Origin of the sequence: Streptomyces bullii (assembly GCF_042657145.1) — a bacterium.
GTDB classification, from domain to species: domain Bacteria; phylum Actinomycetota; class Actinomycetes; order Streptomycetales; family Streptomycetaceae; genus Streptomyces; species Streptomyces bullii.
The window spans coordinates 83,144-100,966 of the sequence record NZ_JBHSNY010000006.1; the positions used below are offsets into that span (position 1 = coordinate 83,144).

Annotated in this window: 14 protein-coding genes; 3 read left to right on the forward strand and 11 right to left on the reverse strand. The window is 71.7% G+C overall.

Going from position 1 to position 17,823, the window contains the following annotated elements:
* Positions 1-12: 12 nt before the first annotated feature.
* Positions 13-2,697 carry an ATP-binding protein gene (locus tag ACFPZJ_RS17910; protein ID WP_381022291.1) on the reverse strand — a complete coding sequence of 895 codons (2,685 nt, stop codon included), beginning with the start codon at positions 2,695-2,697 and terminating at the stop codon, positions 13-15.
* A gap of 285 nt (positions 2,698-2,982) precedes the next feature.
* Here ACFPZJ_RS17910 and ACFPZJ_RS17915 point away from each other — a divergent pair, with 285 nt between their 5' ends.
* On the forward strand, positions 2,983-3,993 hold the full coding sequence (locus ACFPZJ_RS17915) for a DUF2510 domain-containing protein (RefSeq protein WP_381022294.1): 1,011 nt from the start codon (positions 2,983-2,985) through the stop codon (positions 3,991-3,993).
* 159 nt (positions 3,994-4,152) lie between these two features.
* Here ACFPZJ_RS17915 and ACFPZJ_RS17920 read toward each other — a convergent pair whose 3' ends face one another.
* Complete coding sequence (locus tag ACFPZJ_RS17920) at positions 4,153-4,767, reverse strand: TetR/AcrR family transcriptional regulator (protein ID WP_381022297.1); 615 nt, start codon at positions 4,765-4,767, stop codon at positions 4,153-4,155.
* 177 nt (positions 4,768-4,944) lie between these two features.
* Here ACFPZJ_RS17920 and ACFPZJ_RS17925 point away from each other — a divergent pair, with 177 nt between their 5' ends.
* Entirely contained in the window at positions 4,945-5,748 is an 804-nt protein-coding gene (locus ACFPZJ_RS17925; protein WP_381022300.1) for a phosphatase PAP2 family protein, read from the forward strand.
* Positions 5,745-6,692 (forward strand): DMT family protein, encoded by a 948-nt coding sequence (locus tag ACFPZJ_RS17930; protein WP_381022303.1) that lies wholly within the window; start codon positions 5,745-5,747, stop codon positions 6,690-6,692. Before ACFPZJ_RS17925 ends, ACFPZJ_RS17930 begins: the two co-directional genes overlap by 4 nt.
* Positions 6,693-6,813: 121 nt before the next feature.
* Here ACFPZJ_RS17930 and ACFPZJ_RS17935 read toward each other — a convergent pair whose 3' ends face one another.
* The 9 genes from ACFPZJ_RS17935 to ACFPZJ_RS17975 form a co-directional block, all read right to left on the reverse strand.
* Complete coding sequence (locus ACFPZJ_RS17935) at positions 6,814-8,865, reverse strand: phosphocholine-specific phospholipase C (protein WP_381022306.1); 2,052 nt, start codon at positions 8,863-8,865, stop codon at positions 6,814-6,816.
* Positions 8,866-9,034: 169 nt separating this feature from the next.
* Positions 9,035-10,000 (reverse strand): D-2-hydroxyacid dehydrogenase, encoded by a 966-nt coding sequence (locus ACFPZJ_RS17940; protein WP_381022309.1) that lies wholly within the window; start codon positions 9,998-10,000, stop codon positions 9,035-9,037.
* Between the two features lie 3 nt (positions 10,001-10,003).
* Positions 10,004-11,461, reverse strand: a complete 1,458-nt coding sequence (locus ACFPZJ_RS17945) for an NAD-dependent succinate-semialdehyde dehydrogenase (protein WP_381022312.1) — start codon at positions 11,459-11,461, stop codon at positions 10,004-10,006.
* A 221-nt stretch (positions 11,462-11,682) separates the two neighbouring features.
* Entirely contained in the window at positions 11,683-12,963 is a 1,281-nt protein-coding gene (locus ACFPZJ_RS17950; RefSeq protein WP_381022315.1) for an NAD(P)/FAD-dependent oxidoreductase, read from the reverse strand.
* Positions 12,964-13,045: 82 nt separating this feature from the next.
* Complete coding sequence (locus tag ACFPZJ_RS17955) at positions 13,046-13,885, reverse strand: ABC transporter permease (protein ID WP_381022318.1); 840 nt, start codon at positions 13,883-13,885, stop codon at positions 13,046-13,048.
* Positions 13,882-14,733, reverse strand: coding sequence for an ABC transporter permease (locus ACFPZJ_RS17960; RefSeq protein ID WP_381022321.1), 852 nt, complete (start codon positions 14,731-14,733; stop codon positions 13,882-13,884). The genes ACFPZJ_RS17955 and ACFPZJ_RS17960 overlap by 4 nt, the downstream gene beginning before the upstream one ends.
* A 55-nt stretch (positions 14,734-14,788) precedes the next feature.
* Positions 14,789-15,850, reverse strand: coding sequence for an ABC transporter ATP-binding protein (locus tag ACFPZJ_RS17965; protein ID WP_381022324.1), 1,062 nt, complete (start codon positions 15,848-15,850; stop codon positions 14,789-14,791).
* Between the two features lie 64 nt (positions 15,851-15,914).
* The gene (locus tag ACFPZJ_RS17970) at positions 15,915-17,012 is read right to left on the reverse strand and encodes an ABC transporter substrate-binding protein (RefSeq protein WP_381022326.1); all 1,098 of its coding nucleotides are present in this window, start codon (positions 17,010-17,012) and stop codon (positions 15,915-15,917) included.
* Between the two features lie 93 nt (positions 17,013-17,105).
* Entirely contained in the window at positions 17,106-17,786 is a 681-nt protein-coding gene (locus ACFPZJ_RS17975; RefSeq protein WP_381022328.1) for a haloacid dehalogenase type II, read from the reverse strand.
* Positions 17,787-17,823: the final 37 nt, after the last annotated feature.

Sequence of the window (17,823 nt, forward strand, 5' to 3'; positions counted from 1 at the left end):
TGAGCGGGTGGGCTACCGAAGGCCCACTCCCGTCGCCAGTTCCGCCCGGGCCCTGGCCACCAGTCCGTCCGCGCCGCACGAACGGGCCAGGTCCAGGCCCCGGTTGAGCTCGGACACCGAGCGGGAGACGATGCCGTACTCGACGCGCGCGGCGGCGTGTTCGTACTGGCAGGGCGAGGACTCCAGGTAGGCGACCGCCTGGGCGGCGAGCCGGACCGCGCGCTGGCCGTTCTCCAGGGCGGCGGCGCAGCGCAGGGCCTCGCCGATGGCGCTGTCCGTGCCGAACCGCTCGGCCTGCCGGCGGACGTCGAGGGCGAGCCGGGCGGCGCGGGCCGGGTCCTCGGCGGCGAGGGCGCGGGCGAGGTCGGCCGCCCAGGGCACGAGGACGGGGTTGTGGTGGCCGCGGACGGCCGCGGCCTTCTCGGCGGCCTCCAGTTCGTTGACGCCGTCCTTGACGCGGCCGACGGCCAGCAGGAGACGACCGCGTACGGAGCGTGGGTCCGGCAGCACTATCGTCGACGGGTAGGGCGGGGCGAAGCCGTACCGCTCGGCGACCTCCCAGGCCTCCGCCACATGGCCGCGGGCGAGGAGCGTGTCCACGAGGTTGCAGGTCACCGTCCAGTGCAGGGGCAGTCCGCGGCCCACGCGCTCGGCCAGGGGCAGCGCCTCGCGCAAGGACGTCTCCGCGTCCCGGAGGCGTCCGCGCCTGCGCTGGGCGACGCCGACGTAGGCGCGTGCGAGGGCCAGGTGCCCGCCGCTCCAGCCGGCGATCTGGTAGGCGCGCACCGCGTCGTTGTAGAGGTTCTCGGCGCGGTCCAGGCGGTCGCAGTAGGCGTAGGAGCTGGCGAGCATCAGCAGCAGTTCGATGCCCCACTCGTTGTCGGTCCAGCCGAGCCCGGGGGCGAGGCGGCCGTTGACGAGGGTGCGGTCGCACAGCTCGACGATCTCCTCGGCGTTCTCGCCGTGCGTCACGGCGTCGAAGGCGCGCAGGATCAGCAGCACCCGCTCGGAGTTGTCCCGGCCCGTGCAGTTGCGGGCGAGGTCGGCCAGGCGCTGGGAGCGGTCCGGTGCGCCGGATTCGCCGGCGTGGATGCCCTCCCACATGATGTGCACGGCCTCCAGCCGCCTCCGGGCGGGCCCGGGTTCCAGCCGCGCCGCCTCCGCCTCGATCGTGCGGAGGGCCTCCTCCAGCTGGTCGTTGTGGACCAGCGCCTGGGAGAGGCGGACGACCGCGTCCGCCCGGTCGTCCTCGGCGAGGCCGGGCATGCCGAGCGCGGTCCGCAGGTGGTCGATCGTCCTGTCGGGAACCGTCAGGAGGGTGGCACAGCCCAGTTCGTACAGGACGTACGGGTGGACCTCGGGCGTGGGCGGTTCCTCCAGGGCGCGCTCCAGGCAGCGACGGGCGGCGTCGGGGGCGCCGACGGCGAGGTGCTCGCGGGCGGCCTCGCGCAGTTGCCCGACGAGTTCCTCGTCGGCGTCCGGGTGGACCTCCAGCAGGTGCCGTGCGGCGGCGGCCGCGCCGCGGCCGGAGTCGGTGACGACACGGGCGGCTATGCCGTGCATGGCGGTGCGCAGGGCCTCGGGGATGGAGTTGTAGACGGCGGTGGCGATCAGCGGGTGGACGAACTCCAGGTCGCCGTCGCCGGCTCCGCCGGTCTCGGGGCCGGGGTGGGTGAGGATGCGGGCGCTGCCCAGCAGTTCGGCGCAGCGGACGGCCTCCTCGCGTTTCATGGTGGCGAGTTCGGCGACCAGGTCGATGGAGATGCCGGTGCCGAGGATGGCCGCCGCCCAGGCGAACCGGGTGGCGTCGATGCCGAGTTGCTCCAGGCGGGCGACGAGACCGCCGCCGCGCGCGGAGCGGTTCAGCTCGCGCAGGTCCCCGGCCCGGGCCTCGACCGGTTCGAGTTCGCTGTCGCGCACTTTGGCGAGGAGTTCGACGGTCTCGTACGGGTTGCCCGCGGTGACGGCCCACACCTCGCGGCAGAACGCGGCGTCGGCGTGCTCGCCGAGGGTGGCGCGGGTGAGGCCGGCCGTCGCGTCGGGCGTGAGGGCGCTCAGGGTGGCGACGGGACGGTCGGAGGCGGCGGCGACCGCGTCGAGGTGACGGGCGCCGGGGCCGCCGATGTCGCAGGGCCGGCGGGCCACCACGACCAGGACGGGCAGGTCGTCGAGGCGTTCGGTGAACGCGGCGAGCCAGTGCAGGGTCTCCTGGTCGGCCCAGTGCGCGTCGTCGATCATGAGCACCAGCGGCCATTCGCGCCGCGCGAGGCGGCGTACGGCGGCGACGAGTCCGTCGCACACGCCCTGCGGGTCGGCGGGCCGCTCCCCGGGGTCCGCGATACCGAGGGCGGGTCCGGCGATGTCGTACCAGTCGCCGAGGTACTCGCGGGCCTCCTCCGGGTGCATCGACACGAGCGCGGGCTGCAGCAACTGCCGTACGACGTTGAAGGGGACGGAGCGCAGGGTCTCGCCGCCGCGGGCCGCCCACACGGTGCAGCCGCGGGCCTCGGCGATGCGGCGTGTCTCGGCCAGCAGGGCGGTCTTGCCGAGGCCGGCCTCGCCGCGGAAGACCAGTAAGCCGCCGGACGACTCGCGGTCGCCGCACAATGTGTCGACCGCCTGTGCGACGGCGCTGACTTCCTCGTCGCGCTCCCACAGGGAAGCCGAGGCGGCGGCCGTGGGCCGTACCTCCGTCATCCCGCTACCTCCCCAAGTCGCCCGAACGACGTACGGACCTCGAGCGTAGTGGTCCGGCGGTCCCGGCGGAGGGGGGTCGGGGCAGCTGTTGCCGTGACGGGTGACACGGGGTACGGCAGGCGACGCGTCAGGCCCGTGACCAGTCGTCGCCCACGTCAATGGCGGCCGGAAGGGCCACCGTATCGGGGTTGTCGTCCGGTTTCGACCGGGACGTGCCGCCGCTCGTGGCCGACGACGACCGGGCTCTCTCATCCCTCTTTCACCGACGCCTCATACGGTGGGGGCATGACGCAGGTGACTCCTCCCGGGTGGTACCCCGACCCTGGGCAGACAAGTGACGGGCCCGCCACCGAACGCTGGTGGGACGGCGGGGCGTGGACGGACCGGACACGCCTGGCGGCGTCGGCCGCCGCGTGGGGTCCCCCGGCCCAGCAGCCGGACGCCGGGGCCGGCCCGGCGTACCCGGCCTACCCGGCGTATCCCGCCGCTGCCCCGGGCGGTCGGAAGCGCGGGGTGCGGACGGGGCTGGCCGTGGCGCTGGCCGCCGTGGTCCTGGCGAGCATCGGTGTCGGCGTGTACGCGCTCACCGACGCCGGCGGGGGCGGCCCGGCCGCCGCCTCTCAGCAGCCGGACGGGCGGGGCGGTCAGTTCGGCGACTCGGGCGGGTCCGGCGGCTCGGGCGGGTCCGGGGAGTCCGGCGGGTCCGGCGGCTCGGGCGGGTCCGACGGGCGCGGTCCCGCGCCGGACGGGTCCGAGCCGCCGAGGATCGAGAGCGGGTCGGTGACCGACGCGGTCAACGGGATCAGCCTGCCCGTCCCGCGCGGCTGGTACGGGCAGGAGATCACCGCGGGCGCGCAGGTGACGTCCGACGACTCCTACAAGTGCCCGGGCGACACCTCCGCCACCTGCACCAAGGGCGGGGCGTACTCGGCTCCCGCGCTGCTGCTCGGCAGCAAGGGCGGCACCCCCGAGGAGGTCGCCAAGGCGGACATCGCCGCCAACGCCGAGGAGTCCTACGGCGGCAAGAGCTACGGGAGGATCACCTCCCACGACGTGCTGGCGTCCAAGGCGGTGACCGTGGCCGGGCAGAAGGGCTATCTCGTCCGCTGGAAGGCCGTCACCAGCAAGGGCGCCGACGGCTACGTCCAGTCGCTGGCCTTCCCCTCCCCCAAGAATCCCCGGCAGATGGTGGTCGTCCGCTTCGGTGTCGACACCGACCAGCCGCAGTCCGTCATCGACGAGATCACGCGGGGCATCAAGGTGTCGACCGGCAGCGGCGACGGACAGGACGTCTGACGGGTCCGGTGCCGCAGGCCCGGGAGAGGAGTCGGCCGGGTGGGGCGCCCCTCCGCTCAAGAGGAACCCCACCCGGCCGGTGGTGCGCGCCGCCCCCGTCCCCACGGTGCGGCGCGGGCAGGCCGCCGTCCCGTCATCCCGAGGACGGCGGCCTGAGTCTCATGCGATGCCGAGGGCCGGCAGTACCGCGGCGTCCACGAAGCGGACCAGGTAGTCGGGATCGGCGTCCTCGCCGTCCAGGACGGGACGCGCCCTGAGGACGCCGAACATCTGCGCCGGGATGTACTCCAGCGCCGGGTGGTCGGCGCGGACCTCCCCGCGTTCCACGCCCCGACCGAGGATCTCCCGCAGCGCGGCGATCTCCGGGGCGACGAGCGCCTCGCGCAGCGCGCGTGCGAGCTCCGGATCCTGGGTGAGGGCGTGCCCCAGGGCCTGGAGCAGCTTGGTGTCCTCGCCCGACCGCTCGCCCGCGGCCCGTGCGGCCTGGCGCAGGTCCTCGGCGAGCGAGCCGGTGTCGATGCCGGCGAAGCGCACCCGCCGGTGGGAGCGCAGCGCCGCCGCCACGAACTGGGGCTTGGTCTTCCACTGCCGGTAGAGCGTGGACTTGCTGCAGCGGGTGCTGGCGGCGATCCCCTCCATGGTGACGGCGTCGTAGCCGCACTCGCGGACCTGCTCCAGCACGGCGTCGAAGAACTCCTGCTCACGCTCGCGCGTGATCTTGGAGCGGCGCGAGGCGGCGACCGTCTCCGGTCCGTCCGCGGCCTGCGACGTCATGGGCTGCGCTCCTCGCTCGGGTCGGGCGGTCAAGGGTCTGCCACCAGTGTGTCGTACGTCTATCGATACGCCACTGTACCGGTACGAGACCGTATCGGTACAGTGGCGTATCGATACACTCACGTTTCGATACGTGTTCGTCTCGATCGCGCACCACCGTCACCGAAGGGGCCGGGGATGAATGCCCGCACCGAGCCTGAACCGGCGGGGTCCGACGCCCCGGCGCGGCCACCGCTCGTCCGTGAACTCCTGCTCGTCGCAGGACTCTTCGTCGTCTACAAGGCGGGCCGGCAGCTGGCGACGGGCCACACCGGCGAGGCCTTCCGCAACGCGCACCGCGTGTGGGACCTGGAACGAGCGGTCCATCTGCCCGGCGAGGGCGCGGTGCAGTCCCTGCTGCTGCACGGCGACACCCTGGTCCGCCTGGCGAACACCTACTACGCCACCGTCCACTTCCCCGTCACCGCGGCCTTCCTGGTCTGGCTCTGGCTGCGGCGCCCGGCGCACTACGTGTGGGCGCGCGGGGCGCTGGCCGCGGTGACCGCCGCCGCGCTGGTGCTGCACCTGGCGTTCCCGCTCGCCCCGCCGCGCATGCCGGCGGCGACCGGTCTGGTGGACACGGCGCGGGTGTACGGGCCCTCGGTGTACGGACCGCCCGCGACCGACGAGCTGTCGAACCAGTTCGCGGCGATGCCGTCGCTGCACTTCGGGTGGGCGCTGATGGTGGCGATCGGCCTGATCGTGGCGACGCGATGGCGGTGGCGGTGGCTGTGGCTGCTGCATCCGCTGCTGACGCTGCTGGTGGTCGTCGGCACTGCGAACCACTACTGGCTCGACGCGGTCGTGGCGACAGCCCTGGTGGGCCTCGCGCTCGCGGTGGTCCACCGGCCGCACCGGGCGGCGACCACGGCGGGACGGGGCCCGGAGCCGCTCGTACCGGCCCGGGCGGAGGACATGAGGCCGGCGGGAGCGGTCCGATGAACGCGGTGCTCGTCGCCGTCGTCCTGTCACTGGTGTCCGCCGTGGCGTACGCGGCCGCGGCCGTCGCTCAGGAGCGGCTGGCCTCCCGCGGCCCCGGCACGGGCGCGCTGCGGCTGCTGGGCAGCGGCGCGTGGTGGTGGTCGGTGGTGCTGAACGCGTCGGCCGCGCTGCTGCACGTCGTGGCGCTGACGTACGGCCCGCTCACGCTGGTGCAGCCGCTCGGGGCGCTGACGCTGGTCGCGGCCGTGCCGCTGGGGGCGCGGATCGCGGGGCGGCGGGTGAGCACGGTCGAGTGGCGGGGCACCGCCCTGACGCTGCTGGGCCTCGCCGCCGTCCTGGTCACGGCCTCCGGGCCCGCGCCGGACGACGTACTCACCGTGCCGGAGGCGCTGGCGGTCGCGGGCGCCACGACGGCCCTGATCGGCGTGCTGTCCCGGCCGGGTGCCCGGCCCGGGCTGCGGCACGCGACCGCGTCGGGGGTCGCCTCAGGCGTCGCCTCGGCCCTCACGCAGACCGTGACGGTCGCCGCCACGGAGCGGTCCGGGCCACTGCTGAGCGTCCAGGTGATCGGCGTCGCGCTGCTCGTGGCGGCCTTCGCGACCGGCGGGCTGCTGCTGGCCCAGACGGCCTACCTCGGCGGCCTCGGCGCCCCGCTCGCGGTGGTGACCCTGGCCAACCCGGTGGCCGCCTCGGTGATCGGCCTGTCCCTGCTCGGCGAACGCCTCCAGGGCGGCCCGGCGGGCGTCCTCCTCGCCCTCGCCGGGGCGGGACTGGCGTCCTGGGGCGTGCTGCTGCTGAGCCGAGCGACCCATGCACAGCACCCGGACGACGACCACCCCGTGGCCGCGGTCCTGGGCCTGGAGCCGGGATCGGCGGCCACCGAACCGGCCCTGGTCCCCCGGCCGTCCCCGCCCGAGCACGTCACGCCCTTCACCCGATGCTGACCGACCGCACCGCACACTGCCGCCGGCCGCACGGCCCGGACGGCGTGACGGTCAGGTCGTACCGGCGGCGGCTCGCCGTGAGGCGGACGGTGCGCCGCAGCGGCCGCCACCGGCACCGGCCCTACTCGGTGATGATCGCCGGATCACTCACCCCGGGCCGCCCGTTCTCCACGTGCCCCGCGAACCGGCGCAGGAAGACCGGGTCGGACGCGGACGTCACGGTCAGGTCGTACCAACGGTGGCTCGACGTGAGGCGGACGGTGCGCCGCAGCGTGGCGCCGGGCCGCACCGTGACCGTCGAGGCCGGTCCGCCGTAGCCGTTCGTCAGTGCCAGGCGGGCCGTCGCGGAACCCTTGTTGGTGAAGGTCAGTTCGACGTCGTCGCCGGTGTGCCGGGCGGTGACCTCGGGTCCGGTGGCCGTGTTCGGGCCCTTGAAGACCCGCACGAAGCCGTTCGGGCCGTGCACGGTCAGGTCGTAGGCGCCGTCGGAGTGCGCCGGGTTCCAGATGTCGGCGATCTTCTTGCCGGCCTCGGTGGTGTACATCCATGGGCCGTCGGCGCGGTTGCCGGACGTGACGTGGAAGGCGGCACCGGCCCGGGCGCCGGAGGCGAAGGTCAGCGTGAGCGTTCCGGCCTCCGCGTCCACCGAACCGTCCACGTAGGGCGCGTACTTCAACGGCCGGGCGCGTCGCAGTCCGCGTTCCTGCCGGGGCATGCGCGGGTCCGTCGGCGGCGTCGGACGGTAGTCGGGGTGGCGCTCGCGGTCCGGCGGCTCGTACGCGTCGGTGTCCGGCAGGTCGGCCGGCCGCGCGTCCTTGCGGGAGAAGTCGAACGCTGACGTCAGGTCACCGCAGACCGCCCGGCGCCACGGCGAGATGTTCGGCTCGCGCACCCCGAAGCGGCGCTCCATGAACCTCAGGATCGAGGTGTGGTCGAAGGTCTCGGAGCAGACGTACCCGCCCTTGCTCCACGGTGAGACGACCAGCATCGGCACTCGGGGGCCGAGACCGTACGGTCCGGCCGGGCGCTTGGCGTCGCCCGGGTAGAGGTCGAGGGAGACGTCGGCCGTCGACCTGCCCCGCGCGTCGGACGCCGGCGGCAGCGGCGGCACCACGTGGTCGAAGAAGCCGTCGTTCTCGTCGTAGGTGACGAACAGGGCCGTCTTCGCCCAGACCGCCGGGTTGGAGGTGAGGGCGTCCAGGACCTGTGCGATGTACCAGGCGCCGTAGTTCGAGGGCCAGTTGGAGTGCTCGGAGAACGCCTCGGGGGCGGCGATCCAGGAGATCTGCGGCAGCCGGCCGGCCTTCACGTCCGCTCTGAGCCGGTCGAAGTAGCCGTCGCCCGCCTTGGCGTCCGTACCCGTGCGGGCCTTGTCGTACAGCGGGTCGCCCGGCCGGGCGTTCCGGTAGCTGTTGAAGTACAGCAGCGAGTTGTCGCCGTAGTTGCCGCGGTAGGCGTCCTCGATCCAGCCCCAGGAGCCCTCGGCGTCGAGGCCGTCGCCGACGTCCTGGTAGATCTTCCAGGAGACGCCGGCCCTCTCCAGACGCTCGGGGTAGGTCGTCCAGCCGTAGCCGAGCTCGTCGTTGCCGAGGACCGGGCCGCCGCCCGTGCCGTCGTTGCCGGTGTACCCCGTCCACAGGTAGTAGCGGTTCGGGTCGGTGGAGCCGATGAACGAACAGTGGTAGGCGTCGCAGACGGTGAAGGCGTCGGCGAGCGCGTAGTGGAAGGGGATGTCCTCGCGGGTCAGATACGCCATGGTCGTGGTGCCCTTGGCGGGCAGCCACCTGTCGTACGCGCCCCCGTTGTACGCGGCCTGTCCGTCGGGCCAGCCGTGCGGCAGGCCCTCCAGGAACCGCATGCCGAGGTCGTCCGCGTCCGGGTGGAAGGGCAGCACCTCCGTGCCGTCCTGCTCCTGGTGCCACACCGGCTTGCCGCTCGGCAGCGTCACGGGCCGCGGGTCGCCGAATCCGCGCACGCCTCTCAGCGTGCCGAAGTAGTGGTCGAAGGAACGGTTCTCCTGCATCAGGACGACGATGTGCTCGACGTCCTCGATCGATCCGGTGCGGTGGTTGGCCGGGAGCGCTGCGGCACGCTCGATACTGGCGGACAGCGCGCTGAACGCCGCTGTGGCGCCCGCCAGTTGAAGGAAGCGGCGCCGGTTGACTTCGGGCATGGCTGAGGGACCTCTCGTCTGTCGGCGGCAACGGACCGAACCCTGACGGATTGTGCGCGCAGCGAGTGTTCCAAGAGCACCGAACGTCAGGGAAGGGTCGGGTGGCCCTCGTGTGAAACTCGTCGGTACGCGCGGTGTGCCGGGGCCGCCGACAGGTGAGAGACCGCGATCACGTCACATACCCTCGTCGCTTGTCGACGACGTTGAGCAGGGGGCGGCCCTCGATGTGGCGGGTGAGGTTGTCGAGGAACACCTCGATGAGTGCCTCCCGCTCACCGGTGGTCTCACCCGCCGTGTGCGGGGAGATCATCACCCCGGGCATGTCCCACAGGGGCGATTCGGCGGGGAGCGGCTCCTGGTCGAAGACGTCCAGGGCGGCCCCGGCGAGTCGGCCGTCGGCGAGGTGGTCGACGAGCGCCTGCTCGTCGACGAGGGCACCTCGGCCGACGTTGATCAGCCGGGCTCCGGGCTTCATCGCCGCCAGCGCGGACGCGTCGACCATGCCCCGGGTGTGCTGGGTGAGAGGGGCGGCGAGTACGACGTAGTCCGCGTCGGCCAGTGCGCTGCCGAGAGTGGTGGGGCCGTGCACCGTACCGAAGTCGGGGTCGTGGGTGCGGGCCGAGCGCCCGGCTCCGCACACCCGCATGCCGACGGCGCGCAGCAGCCGGGCGATGGCGCGGCCGATGGGGCCCGTGCCCCAGACCAGGGCGGTGCGTCCGGTGATGCTGTCACTGGGACGCGGACGCCATTCGCGGCGCTGCTGGTGTTCCCAGGTGCCGGGGAAGTCCTTGGCGAGGGCGAGGATCAGGCCCAGGACGTATTCGGCGGTCGGCTGCTCGTACACGCCGCGCGCGTTCGTCAGGGTGACGCCCGGATCGTCGACGAGGGCGGGGAAGAGGAAGGAGTCCACGCCGGCGGAGGACGCGTGGACCCAGCGGGGCGCCTTCTCCGGGTTGTCGGGCCACGACTCGCGGATGGCCGGGGTGATCGTGACCCAGGCCAGCAGGACGTCCGCGCCGGGGAGGAGCAGGGGCAGCTCCTCCTCGGTCGCGTACACCGTGTCCGCGAGCCGCTCGATGAGCCCTGTGGCGGGGGGCAGGTTGCCGCGGTACAGGACGACGAGTCGGTCGGGCATGGCTCAGGCTCCGGTGGGGATGGCGAGGTACTTGTACTCGAGGAATTCGCCGATGCCGACGCGTCCGCCTTCGCGGCCGAGGCCGGACTGCTTGACGCCGCCGAAGGGGGCGGCGGGGTTGGAGACGAGTCCGGTGTTGAGGCCGATCATGCCGCTTTCCAGGCGTTCGGCCACGCGCAGGGCGCGGTCGAGGTTCTGGGTGAACAGGTAGGCGGCCAGGCCGAATTCGGTGGCGTTGGCGGCGGTGACGGCCTCGTCCTCGGTCTCGAAGGTGAGGATGGCGGCGACGGGGCCGAAGACCTCGGTGTCCATGATGGCGGCGTCGGTGGTGACGCCGGTGAGGACGGTGGGCGGGTAGAAGCAGCCGGGGCCGGCGGGGAGTTCACCGCCGGTGAGGAGGGTGGCGCCGTGTTTGACGGCGTCCTGGACCACGTCGTGGGCCTTGCTCTGGCCGGCGGTGTCGATGAGGGGGCCGACGTCGGTGCCGGGTTCGGTGCCGGGGCCGACCTTCAGTGCGGCCATGCGGGCGGCGAGGCGGGAGGCGAACTCCTCGGCGACGGAGGTGTGGACGAAGATGCGGTTGGCGGCGCAGCAGGACTCGCCCATGTTGCGCATCTTGGCGACCATGGTGCCTTCGACGGCCACGTCGAGGTCGGCGTCGTCGAAGACGATCAGGGGGGCGTTGCCGCCCAGTTCCATCGAGGTGCGGATGACGGTGTCGGCGCACTGCGCGAGCAGGATGCGGCCGACCTGGGTGGAGCCGGTGAAGGAGAGTTTGCGGATCTGCCCGCCGCGCAGCAGGGGTTCGACGACGCCGGCGGCGTCGGTGGTGGTGACGACGTTCAGGACGCCGTCGGGCAGGCCGGCTTCGGCGAGGATGGCGGCCAGGGCCAGGGTGGTCAGCGGAGTCTGGGGGGCGGGTTTGAGGACCATGGTGCAGCCGGCCGCGACGGCGGGGCCGATCTTGCGGGTGCCCATGGCGAGGGGGAAGTTCCAGGGGGTGATCAGCAGACAGGGGCCGACGGGCTGGCGGGTGACCAGGATGCGGTTCCTGCCGTCGGGGGCGGTCATCATGCCGCCGTCGACGCGGACGGCTTCCTCGGAGAACCAGCGGAAGAACTCGGCGCCGTAGGCGACTTCGGCACGCGCCTCGGCCAGGGGCTTGCCCATCTCCAGGGTCATCAGCAGGGCGAGGTCTTCGGTGCGGGCGATGATGAGGTCGTAGGCGCGGCGCAGGATTTCGCTGCGGACACGGGGCGGTGTGGCGGCCCACGCCGCCTGCGCGGCGACGGCCGCCTCGGCGGCGCGGCGGCCGTCGGCGGGTGAGGCGTCGGCGACCTGGCACAGTTCCTCGCCGGTTGCCGGGTCGTCGACGGACAGGGTGCGGCCGGACTCCGCTTCCTGCCAACTGCCGCCGATGAACAGCTGCTTGGGAACGTCACGGACGACGGTCGTGGTCATGTCTGGTTTCTCCTTGCATGGGTTCGTGGTGTTGGGCGACGGCCGCCGCAGTCGTCCCGCGGCGCGGCCGACCGCACGGTGCGGCAGGGGGCGCTCCGGCCAGAGGTGCCGGTCGCCGACGGCTGCGGGCCCGGGCGCTCCGGTCGTGTGGCGCCACGGGCGCGCCCCTAAGTCACCGGCGCGAAGACGCCGGGAGAGGCCGGTCTCGAGGGCCGTGCGCGTCAGCGGATACGGTCCAGCGTCTTGTAGTAGGCGCCCGCGAAGGGCAGGAACCAGGCGGTGCCGTTGTAGAGGGGGATGCGGGGCGGGGCGAGGTCGCGGACCGGGCTGACCTCGGGGTGCCCGTCCATCACCTCGGCCATGACCTGCCCCATGTGCGTGGCCATCTGCACGCCGTGGCCCGCGTAGCCCAGGGAGTAGTAGACGCCGTCCTCGGTCTGCCCGGCGTGCACGATGCGGTCCATGGCGAAGCCGACGGAACCGCCCCACACGTACTCGACCTTGGTCCGGGAGAGTTGGGGGAAGAGTTCGCACATCTCACGGAACAGGATCTGTCCGCTCTTCTTGTCCGAGGTGGGGTCGGACGGCGCGAAGCGGGCGCGGCCGCCGAACAGCAGCCGGTTGTCCGGGGTGAGCCTGAAGTAGTGGCAGAGGTTGTTGGAGTCGACGATGAGGCGGCTCTTCGGGATGACGTCCCGGGCGAGCTCCTCGCCGAGCGGCTCGGTGACGATGATGAAGCTGCCCAGGCAGACCTGCTGGCGGCGCAGCCACGGGAAGTTCTTGTCGGTGTAGGCGTCGGTGGCCATCATGACCTGCCCGGCACGGATGACACCGCGCTCGGTGCTGACCTCGAACCGGCCGGCGGCGGTACGCCGCACTCCGATGGCCGCGTTGCGTTCGTGGATCTCGACACCGGTGCGCTCGCACGCCTCGGCCATGCCGCGCACGAAGCGGCCGACGTGCAGTGCCGCGCTGAACGGGTCGAGCAGGCCGCCGTGGTAGGCGTCGGATCCGATCTCGGAACGCAGCTCGGACTTGCCGATCAGAGTGGTCTCGTGCCCGAAGTACTGGGCCAGGTCACGCTGTTGGGCCTTCTTGCTCTCGAAGTGCGCGGGGCGGGACGCGACGCCCAGGCGTCCGACGCGACGGAACTGGCAGTCGATGGACTCCTCGTTCACGAGCCGCTCGACGGTGTCCACCGCCTCGCCGTAGGAGTTGTAGATCTCGCGGGCCCGCTCCAGTCCGTACCTGCGGATGGCCTGGCGTACGCCGATGGTGAAGCCCAGGTTGGCCATGCCGCCGTTGCGCGCGGAGGCGCCGGAGCCGATCTGGCCCTTCTCGACGAGGGTGACGCGGGCACCCTTGCGGGCGGCGTGCAGGGCGGTGGACAGGCCGGTCAGTCCGCCGCCGACGACCACCAGGTCGGCGTCCTCGGGGAGCGGTTTGCCGGAGCGGTCGGGAAACGACCCGGCGGTCTCTATCCAGTACGGGATCGTCTTCATTATCGGTCTCCTGCGGGGAGGAAGGTAGGGGGATCCGGCCGGGCACACGCTGGGGTGCCCGGCCGGCACGGAAGGGGAGAGGTCAGGAGAGGGGTTCGACCGGCAGGACGCCTTGGCCGTTACGGTTCCCGCCGAGTTTGCGGACGAGGGCGACCAGGGCGAGGGCGAGGATCGCGAGGGCGATGAGGACCGCGCTGACGGCGGTGACGGTGGGGTCGACGTCGAACTGCAGGGCGTTGAAGACGAGGACCGGCAGGGTGCGGGTGTCGGGTGTGGACATGAACTGGGCGATGAAGAACTCGTCGAAGCTGGTGATGAACGAGAACACCGCGGCGGCGATCAGGCCGGGGGTGGCCAGGGGAAAGGTGATACGCCGGGCGATGGTCATGCGGCTGGCGCCCATGCTGGCGGCGGCGTCTTCGAGGCGTTCGTCGATGCCGCGCAGGGTGGAGATCATGATGAGAACGGCGACGGGCGCGGCGAGCACGGTGTGGCCGAGGGCGATGGCCAGGGGGCTGCCGAGCATGCCGGCCGGTTCGAAGAACAGGAACAGGCCGAGCGCGATGACCACTTGCGGGATGAGCAGCGGGGCCAGGACCAGTCCGTAGACGGCTGCGTGCAGGGGGAGGCGGCCGCGGGCCAGGGCGGTGGCGGCGGTGACGCCCAGGATGAGGGAGAACACCGTGGTCAGGGCCGCGATCAGGCTGGACAGGGCGATGGAGGTGGCCCAGTTCCCGCCGGGGGCGGCCATCTGCTCGTACCAGCGGGTGCTGTACTCCTTCGGCGGGAAGGTGCCGATGCCGTCGGCGCCGAAGGACGTCACCAGGATGATGACGATGGGCATGGCCAGGAAGAGCAGGATCGCGGTGGCGCTCAGAGCGCGGCCGATGTGTCCGGCCCGGGTGGCGGGCAGTTCCATCATGATCTGCCTCCTCGTGCGGCCGTCCTGGCGCGGCGCAGCTTGGCCAGGCCCAGGACGCCCAGGCCGGCGAAGGTCAGCAGGAGCAGGATGACGCCGAAGGCGGCGGCGGAGTTCCACTGGTCCTGCTTCATCACCTGCTGGTCGATCAGCGCCGCCACGACGGTCTGCTTGTCGCCGCCCATCAGGGCGGGGGTGATGTAGTAGCCCAGGCACAGGATGAAGCTGAGCAGGCCCGCGGTGCCGACACCCGGTGCGACCAGGGGCAGGTACACGCGGCGGAAGATGGTGAAGCGCCCAGCGCCGAAGCCCGCGGCGGCGGCGAGGAGCCGGCGGTCGACACCGCGCATCACGCCCTGCAGGACGAGAACGGTGTAGGGGAGCATCACCGAGGTGGTGCCGATCACGACGCCGGTCTCGTTGTAGAGCAGGTCGTACGGAGCGCCCGGCGCGTGCAGCGAGGTGGCCAACGTGTTGATCAGGCCGTGCTCGCCAAGCATGATGATCCAGCCGTAGGTGCGCACCAGGGCGCTGATGAAGTGCGGGACCACCACGATCAGCATGGCCAGCGCCGCGAAGACGGGCCGCATCCGGGCGATGGCGTGCGCCAGGACGAACCCCACCAGCAGGCTGAGCACCGCCGTCTCCGCGGAGATGCGCAGGGTCGACATCAAGACGGACAGGTTCGCGCCGCTGAGGGCGTCGGTGTACCAGTGCAGCGTGAACCCGCCGGAGTCTCCCTCCAGGCTGAGGGAGAGGACGCCGATGATCGGGTAGACGAACAGCACCAGCAGGAACACCGTGACGGGGACGGCGTTGACCAGCGCGATACGGGAACGGTGTCCGCGCATCGCGGACGTTCTCACACGCACCTTGGCAGGCGCGAGAGCGGTGCCGGCCACGGGTTCACCCCCCGTCCGTCTCGTCGAAGACACTGACGTCCTCACGGTCGGCGGTGACGCAGACCCGCTCACCAGGGCGCGGAGGGGTGGCGGCCGTCTCGATCCGCAGCGGCGGCGTACCGGGCGCCGCACCGTCCAGACGGACGGTCAGACGGGTCAGCGAACCCACGTAGACGGCCGTCTCCACGGTGCCGGTGCAACAGCTCTCCTCAGCACCGACCAGGCGGAGCTTGCCCGGCCGGACCGCGGCACGGACCCGCTGCCCCGGCGCACAGGCGTGGGCACGGGCCTTCAGGACACCGCCGGTGTCCAGCCGTACCGGGGTGCATCCGTCCTCGGTCGTCTCCTCGACCTTGCCGGTCAGGAAGTTCGCGGCGCCGAGGAAGTCGGCCACGAACGCCGTGCGCGGCCGCTCGAACAGGCCACGGGGCGTGTCGAACTGCTCGATCCGGCCGTCCTTCATGATGGCGATCCGGTCCGACAGGACCAGAGCTTCCTCCTGGTCGTGCGTCACATAGATGACCGTCAGGCCGAGTTCGCGCTGGATGGACTTGATCTCGGTCTGCATCTGGTCGCGCAGCTTCTTGTCCAGGGCTCCCAGCGGTTCGTCCATCAGGACGATCGGCGGGCGGTAGACCAGCACCCGGCACAGGGCGACGCGCTGCTGCTGACCGCCGGAGAGTTCACGGGGCTTGCGGTCGGCGAACTTCGACAGTCCGGCCGCTTCCAGGGTCTCGCCGACGCGGCGGCGGATCTCCGCCTTGGGCACTCCGCGCAGTTGCAGGGGGAAGGCGACGTTCTCCGTCACCGTCATGTGCGGGAAGAGCAGGTACTGCTGGAAGACGAAGCCGAAGTCGCGTTTGCCGGGGTTGAGGCCGGTGATGTCACGGCCGTCCACGCTGACGGTGCCGGAGTCCGGCTCGGTGAACCCGGCCAGCATCATCAGCGTCGTCGTCTTGCCCGACCCCGACGAGCCCAGGAAGGTGACGAACTCACCCGCCGCGATCTCCATGTCCACACCGTCGACCACCGTCGTCCCGCCGTAGGACTTCCGCAGGCCCGCCACCGACAGGGACTTCCCCGTCAGTGAGGATTTCGGCGCAACGGCAGAGGCGATTTGTGCGGCCCGCTCAGGCATCGGCCCACTCCTGCCAGCGCTTGGCGACGACGTCACGGTTCTTGTCCCACCACGCGACATCGGCGTCGAACCCGGTCTTCAGGTTCTGCGGCGAGGTCGGCAGTGTGGCCAGGACGTCGTCCGAGAGCAGCTTGGTGGCGGCGGGCACGACCGGGCCGCTCGGGTACAGCTTGGCGAAGGCCGCCTGGACGTCGGGACGCAGCGAGAAGTCGATCAGCTGGTAGGCCGCGTCCGTGTTGCCCGCGCCCTTGGGGATGCCCCAGCCGTTGGTGAGCCGGCGGGCACCGTTCCACTGGTAGGCGACCGGCATGCCCTGCTTGATCAGCTCGTCCGCACGGCCGCCCCACAGGCTCGTCGCGACGACCTCCTTGCGGCCGAGCAGGACGGCCGGCAGCGCGCCCGTGTTCCAGAACTTCTTCACGTCTCCGCGGATGCGGGACAGCGAGGCGAAGGCACGGTCGAGGTCGAGCGGGTACAGCCTGTCCAGCGGCACACCGTCGGCCAGCAGCGCGAACTCCAGCTCCGGGATGTCCACGTCCGCGCTCTGCAGGGAGCGCGGACCGGCGAAGGAGTGCGTGTTCCAGAAGTCGGCCCAGTTCTTGGGGGCACGCTGCAGACTGTCCGTGCGGTACGCCATCACGCTCGCCCACACATTCTTGCCGACCGCGTGCTCCGGCAGCTGATGCTGCGGGATGCCCGCGCCCTTCACACTCTTCAGACGGTCGTGGTCCACGGCCTCCAGACAGTCCATGCGCGCCATCTTCTGGAAGACCAGCAGCGAGTTGTCCATCAGGTCCACCTGCGGACGGCCCTGCTGCACCTGGGCGATGACCTGCGCCGACTGGTAGTTGACCGTGGTGACCGTGATGCCGGTCTCCTTGGCGAACGGCTCGTAGACCGCCTTGGTCAGCGCGTCGTTGTAGGCACCGCCGCTGTTGCTGACGACGAGCCGCTTCTTGCCGCCGCCGCCCGACGAGGTGCGGCTCTCGCCACTGCCCATGAGTGAGCCGCATCCGGTCACTGCCGTGGCAGCGGCCAGAGCGCCTGCGGTGCGGAGTACGGTTCTGCGTCCTATCCGGTTGCCTTCCATGGCAGAGCCTCCTGGAGATCGGTGGGGATACGGGGATCCGTGATGCGGGGACGTACGGGTCCCGGACCGTGTAGAAGGGGAGGTGCGGTCCGGTCAGATGCCGAGCATGGTGTTGAGGTCGTCCAGGGACTTCACCGTCACGTAGTCGTAGCCGTGGGTGACCGGGTCGTAGCCGCGGTCCAGGAGGATGAGGTTGCGGAAGCCCATGTCGTGCATCGGCATCAGGTCGTAGCGGGTGTGCGAGGAGACGTGCACGAAGTCCTCGGGGGACGCGTCGAGCTGGTCGAGCATGTACTCGAACGCGGCGTACCGGGGCTTGTAGTAGCCGGCCTGCTCGGCGGTGAAGACCGCGTGGAAGTCCGCCCCGAGCCGGGGCACGCTCTCGGCGAGGAAGGAGTCGTCGGCGTTGGAGAGGATCACCAGCTTGTAGTGCTCGCCCATCTTCTTCAGGGGTTCCGGCACGTCGGCGTGGGGTCCCCAGCTGCGGACGCCGTCGGCGAATCGCTTGCCCGCGTCCGGGACGGCCTTCACGCCCCACTTGCGGCAGACCCGCTCGAAGGCGTCCTGCAGCGTCTGCTCGTAGGGGTAGTACTCGCCGCGGACCTGGTCGTAGCGGTAGCCGCGGAACTCCCGGACGAACTGGTCCCACTTCTCGGCGGGGATCTGGTCGCCGACCAGCTCGTACGTGATGGGGGTGATCGGGAATTCGATCAGCGTGCCGTAGCAGTCGAACGAGACGTACTTCGGCCGGAACTGCAGCGAGGGAATGGCCATGAACCTGCTCCTTCTTTCCTTCAGGGAAACTGAAATA

Bases quoted from the DNA above. Each gene is read 5' to 3' on its own strand.
- ACFPZJ_RS17910 (WP_381022291.1), bottom strand. From the start codon at position 2,697: ATGACGGAGGTACGGCCCACGGCCGCCGCCTCGGCTTCCCTGTGGGAG.
- ACFPZJ_RS17915 (WP_381022294.1), top strand. From the start codon at position 2,983: ATGACGCAGGTGACTCCTCCCGGGTGGTACCCCGACCCTGGGCAGACA.
- ACFPZJ_RS17920 (WP_381022297.1), bottom strand. From the start codon at position 4,767: ATGACGTCGCAGGCCGCGGACGGACCGGAGACGGTCGCCGCCTCGCGC.
- ACFPZJ_RS17925 (WP_381022300.1), top strand. From the start codon at position 4,945: ATGAATGCCCGCACCGAGCCTGAACCGGCGGGGTCCGACGCCCCGGCG.
- ACFPZJ_RS17930 (WP_381022303.1), top strand. From the start codon at position 5,745: ATGAACGCGGTGCTCGTCGCCGTCGTCCTGTCACTGGTGTCCGCCGTG.
- ACFPZJ_RS17935 (WP_381022306.1), bottom strand. From the start codon at position 8,865: ATGCCCGAAGTCAACCGGCGCCGCTTCCTTCAACTGGCGGGCGCCACA.
- ACFPZJ_RS17940 (WP_381022309.1), bottom strand. From the start codon at position 10,000: ATGCCCGACCGACTCGTCGTCCTGTACCGCGGCAACCTGCCCCCCGCC.
- ACFPZJ_RS17945 (WP_381022312.1), bottom strand. From the start codon at position 11,461: ATGACCACGACCGTCGTCCGTGACGTTCCCAAGCAGCTGTTCATCGGC.
- ACFPZJ_RS17950 (WP_381022315.1), bottom strand. From the start codon at position 12,963: ATGAAGACGATCCCGTACTGGATAGAGACCGCCGGGTCGTTTCCCGAC.
- ACFPZJ_RS17955 (WP_381022318.1), bottom strand. From the start codon at position 13,885: ATGATGGAACTGCCCGCCACCCGGGCCGGACACATCGGCCGCGCTCTG.
- ACFPZJ_RS17960 (WP_381022321.1), bottom strand. From the start codon at position 14,733: ATGCGCGGACACCGTTCCCGTATCGCGCTGGTCAACGCCGTCCCCGTC.
- ACFPZJ_RS17970 (WP_381022326.1), bottom strand. From the start codon at position 17,012: ATGGAAGGCAACCGGATAGGACGCAGAACCGTACTCCGCACCGCAGGC.
- ACFPZJ_RS17975 (WP_381022328.1), bottom strand. From the start codon at position 17,786: ATGGCCATTCCCTCGCTGCAGTTCCGGCCGAAGTACGTCTCGTTCGAC.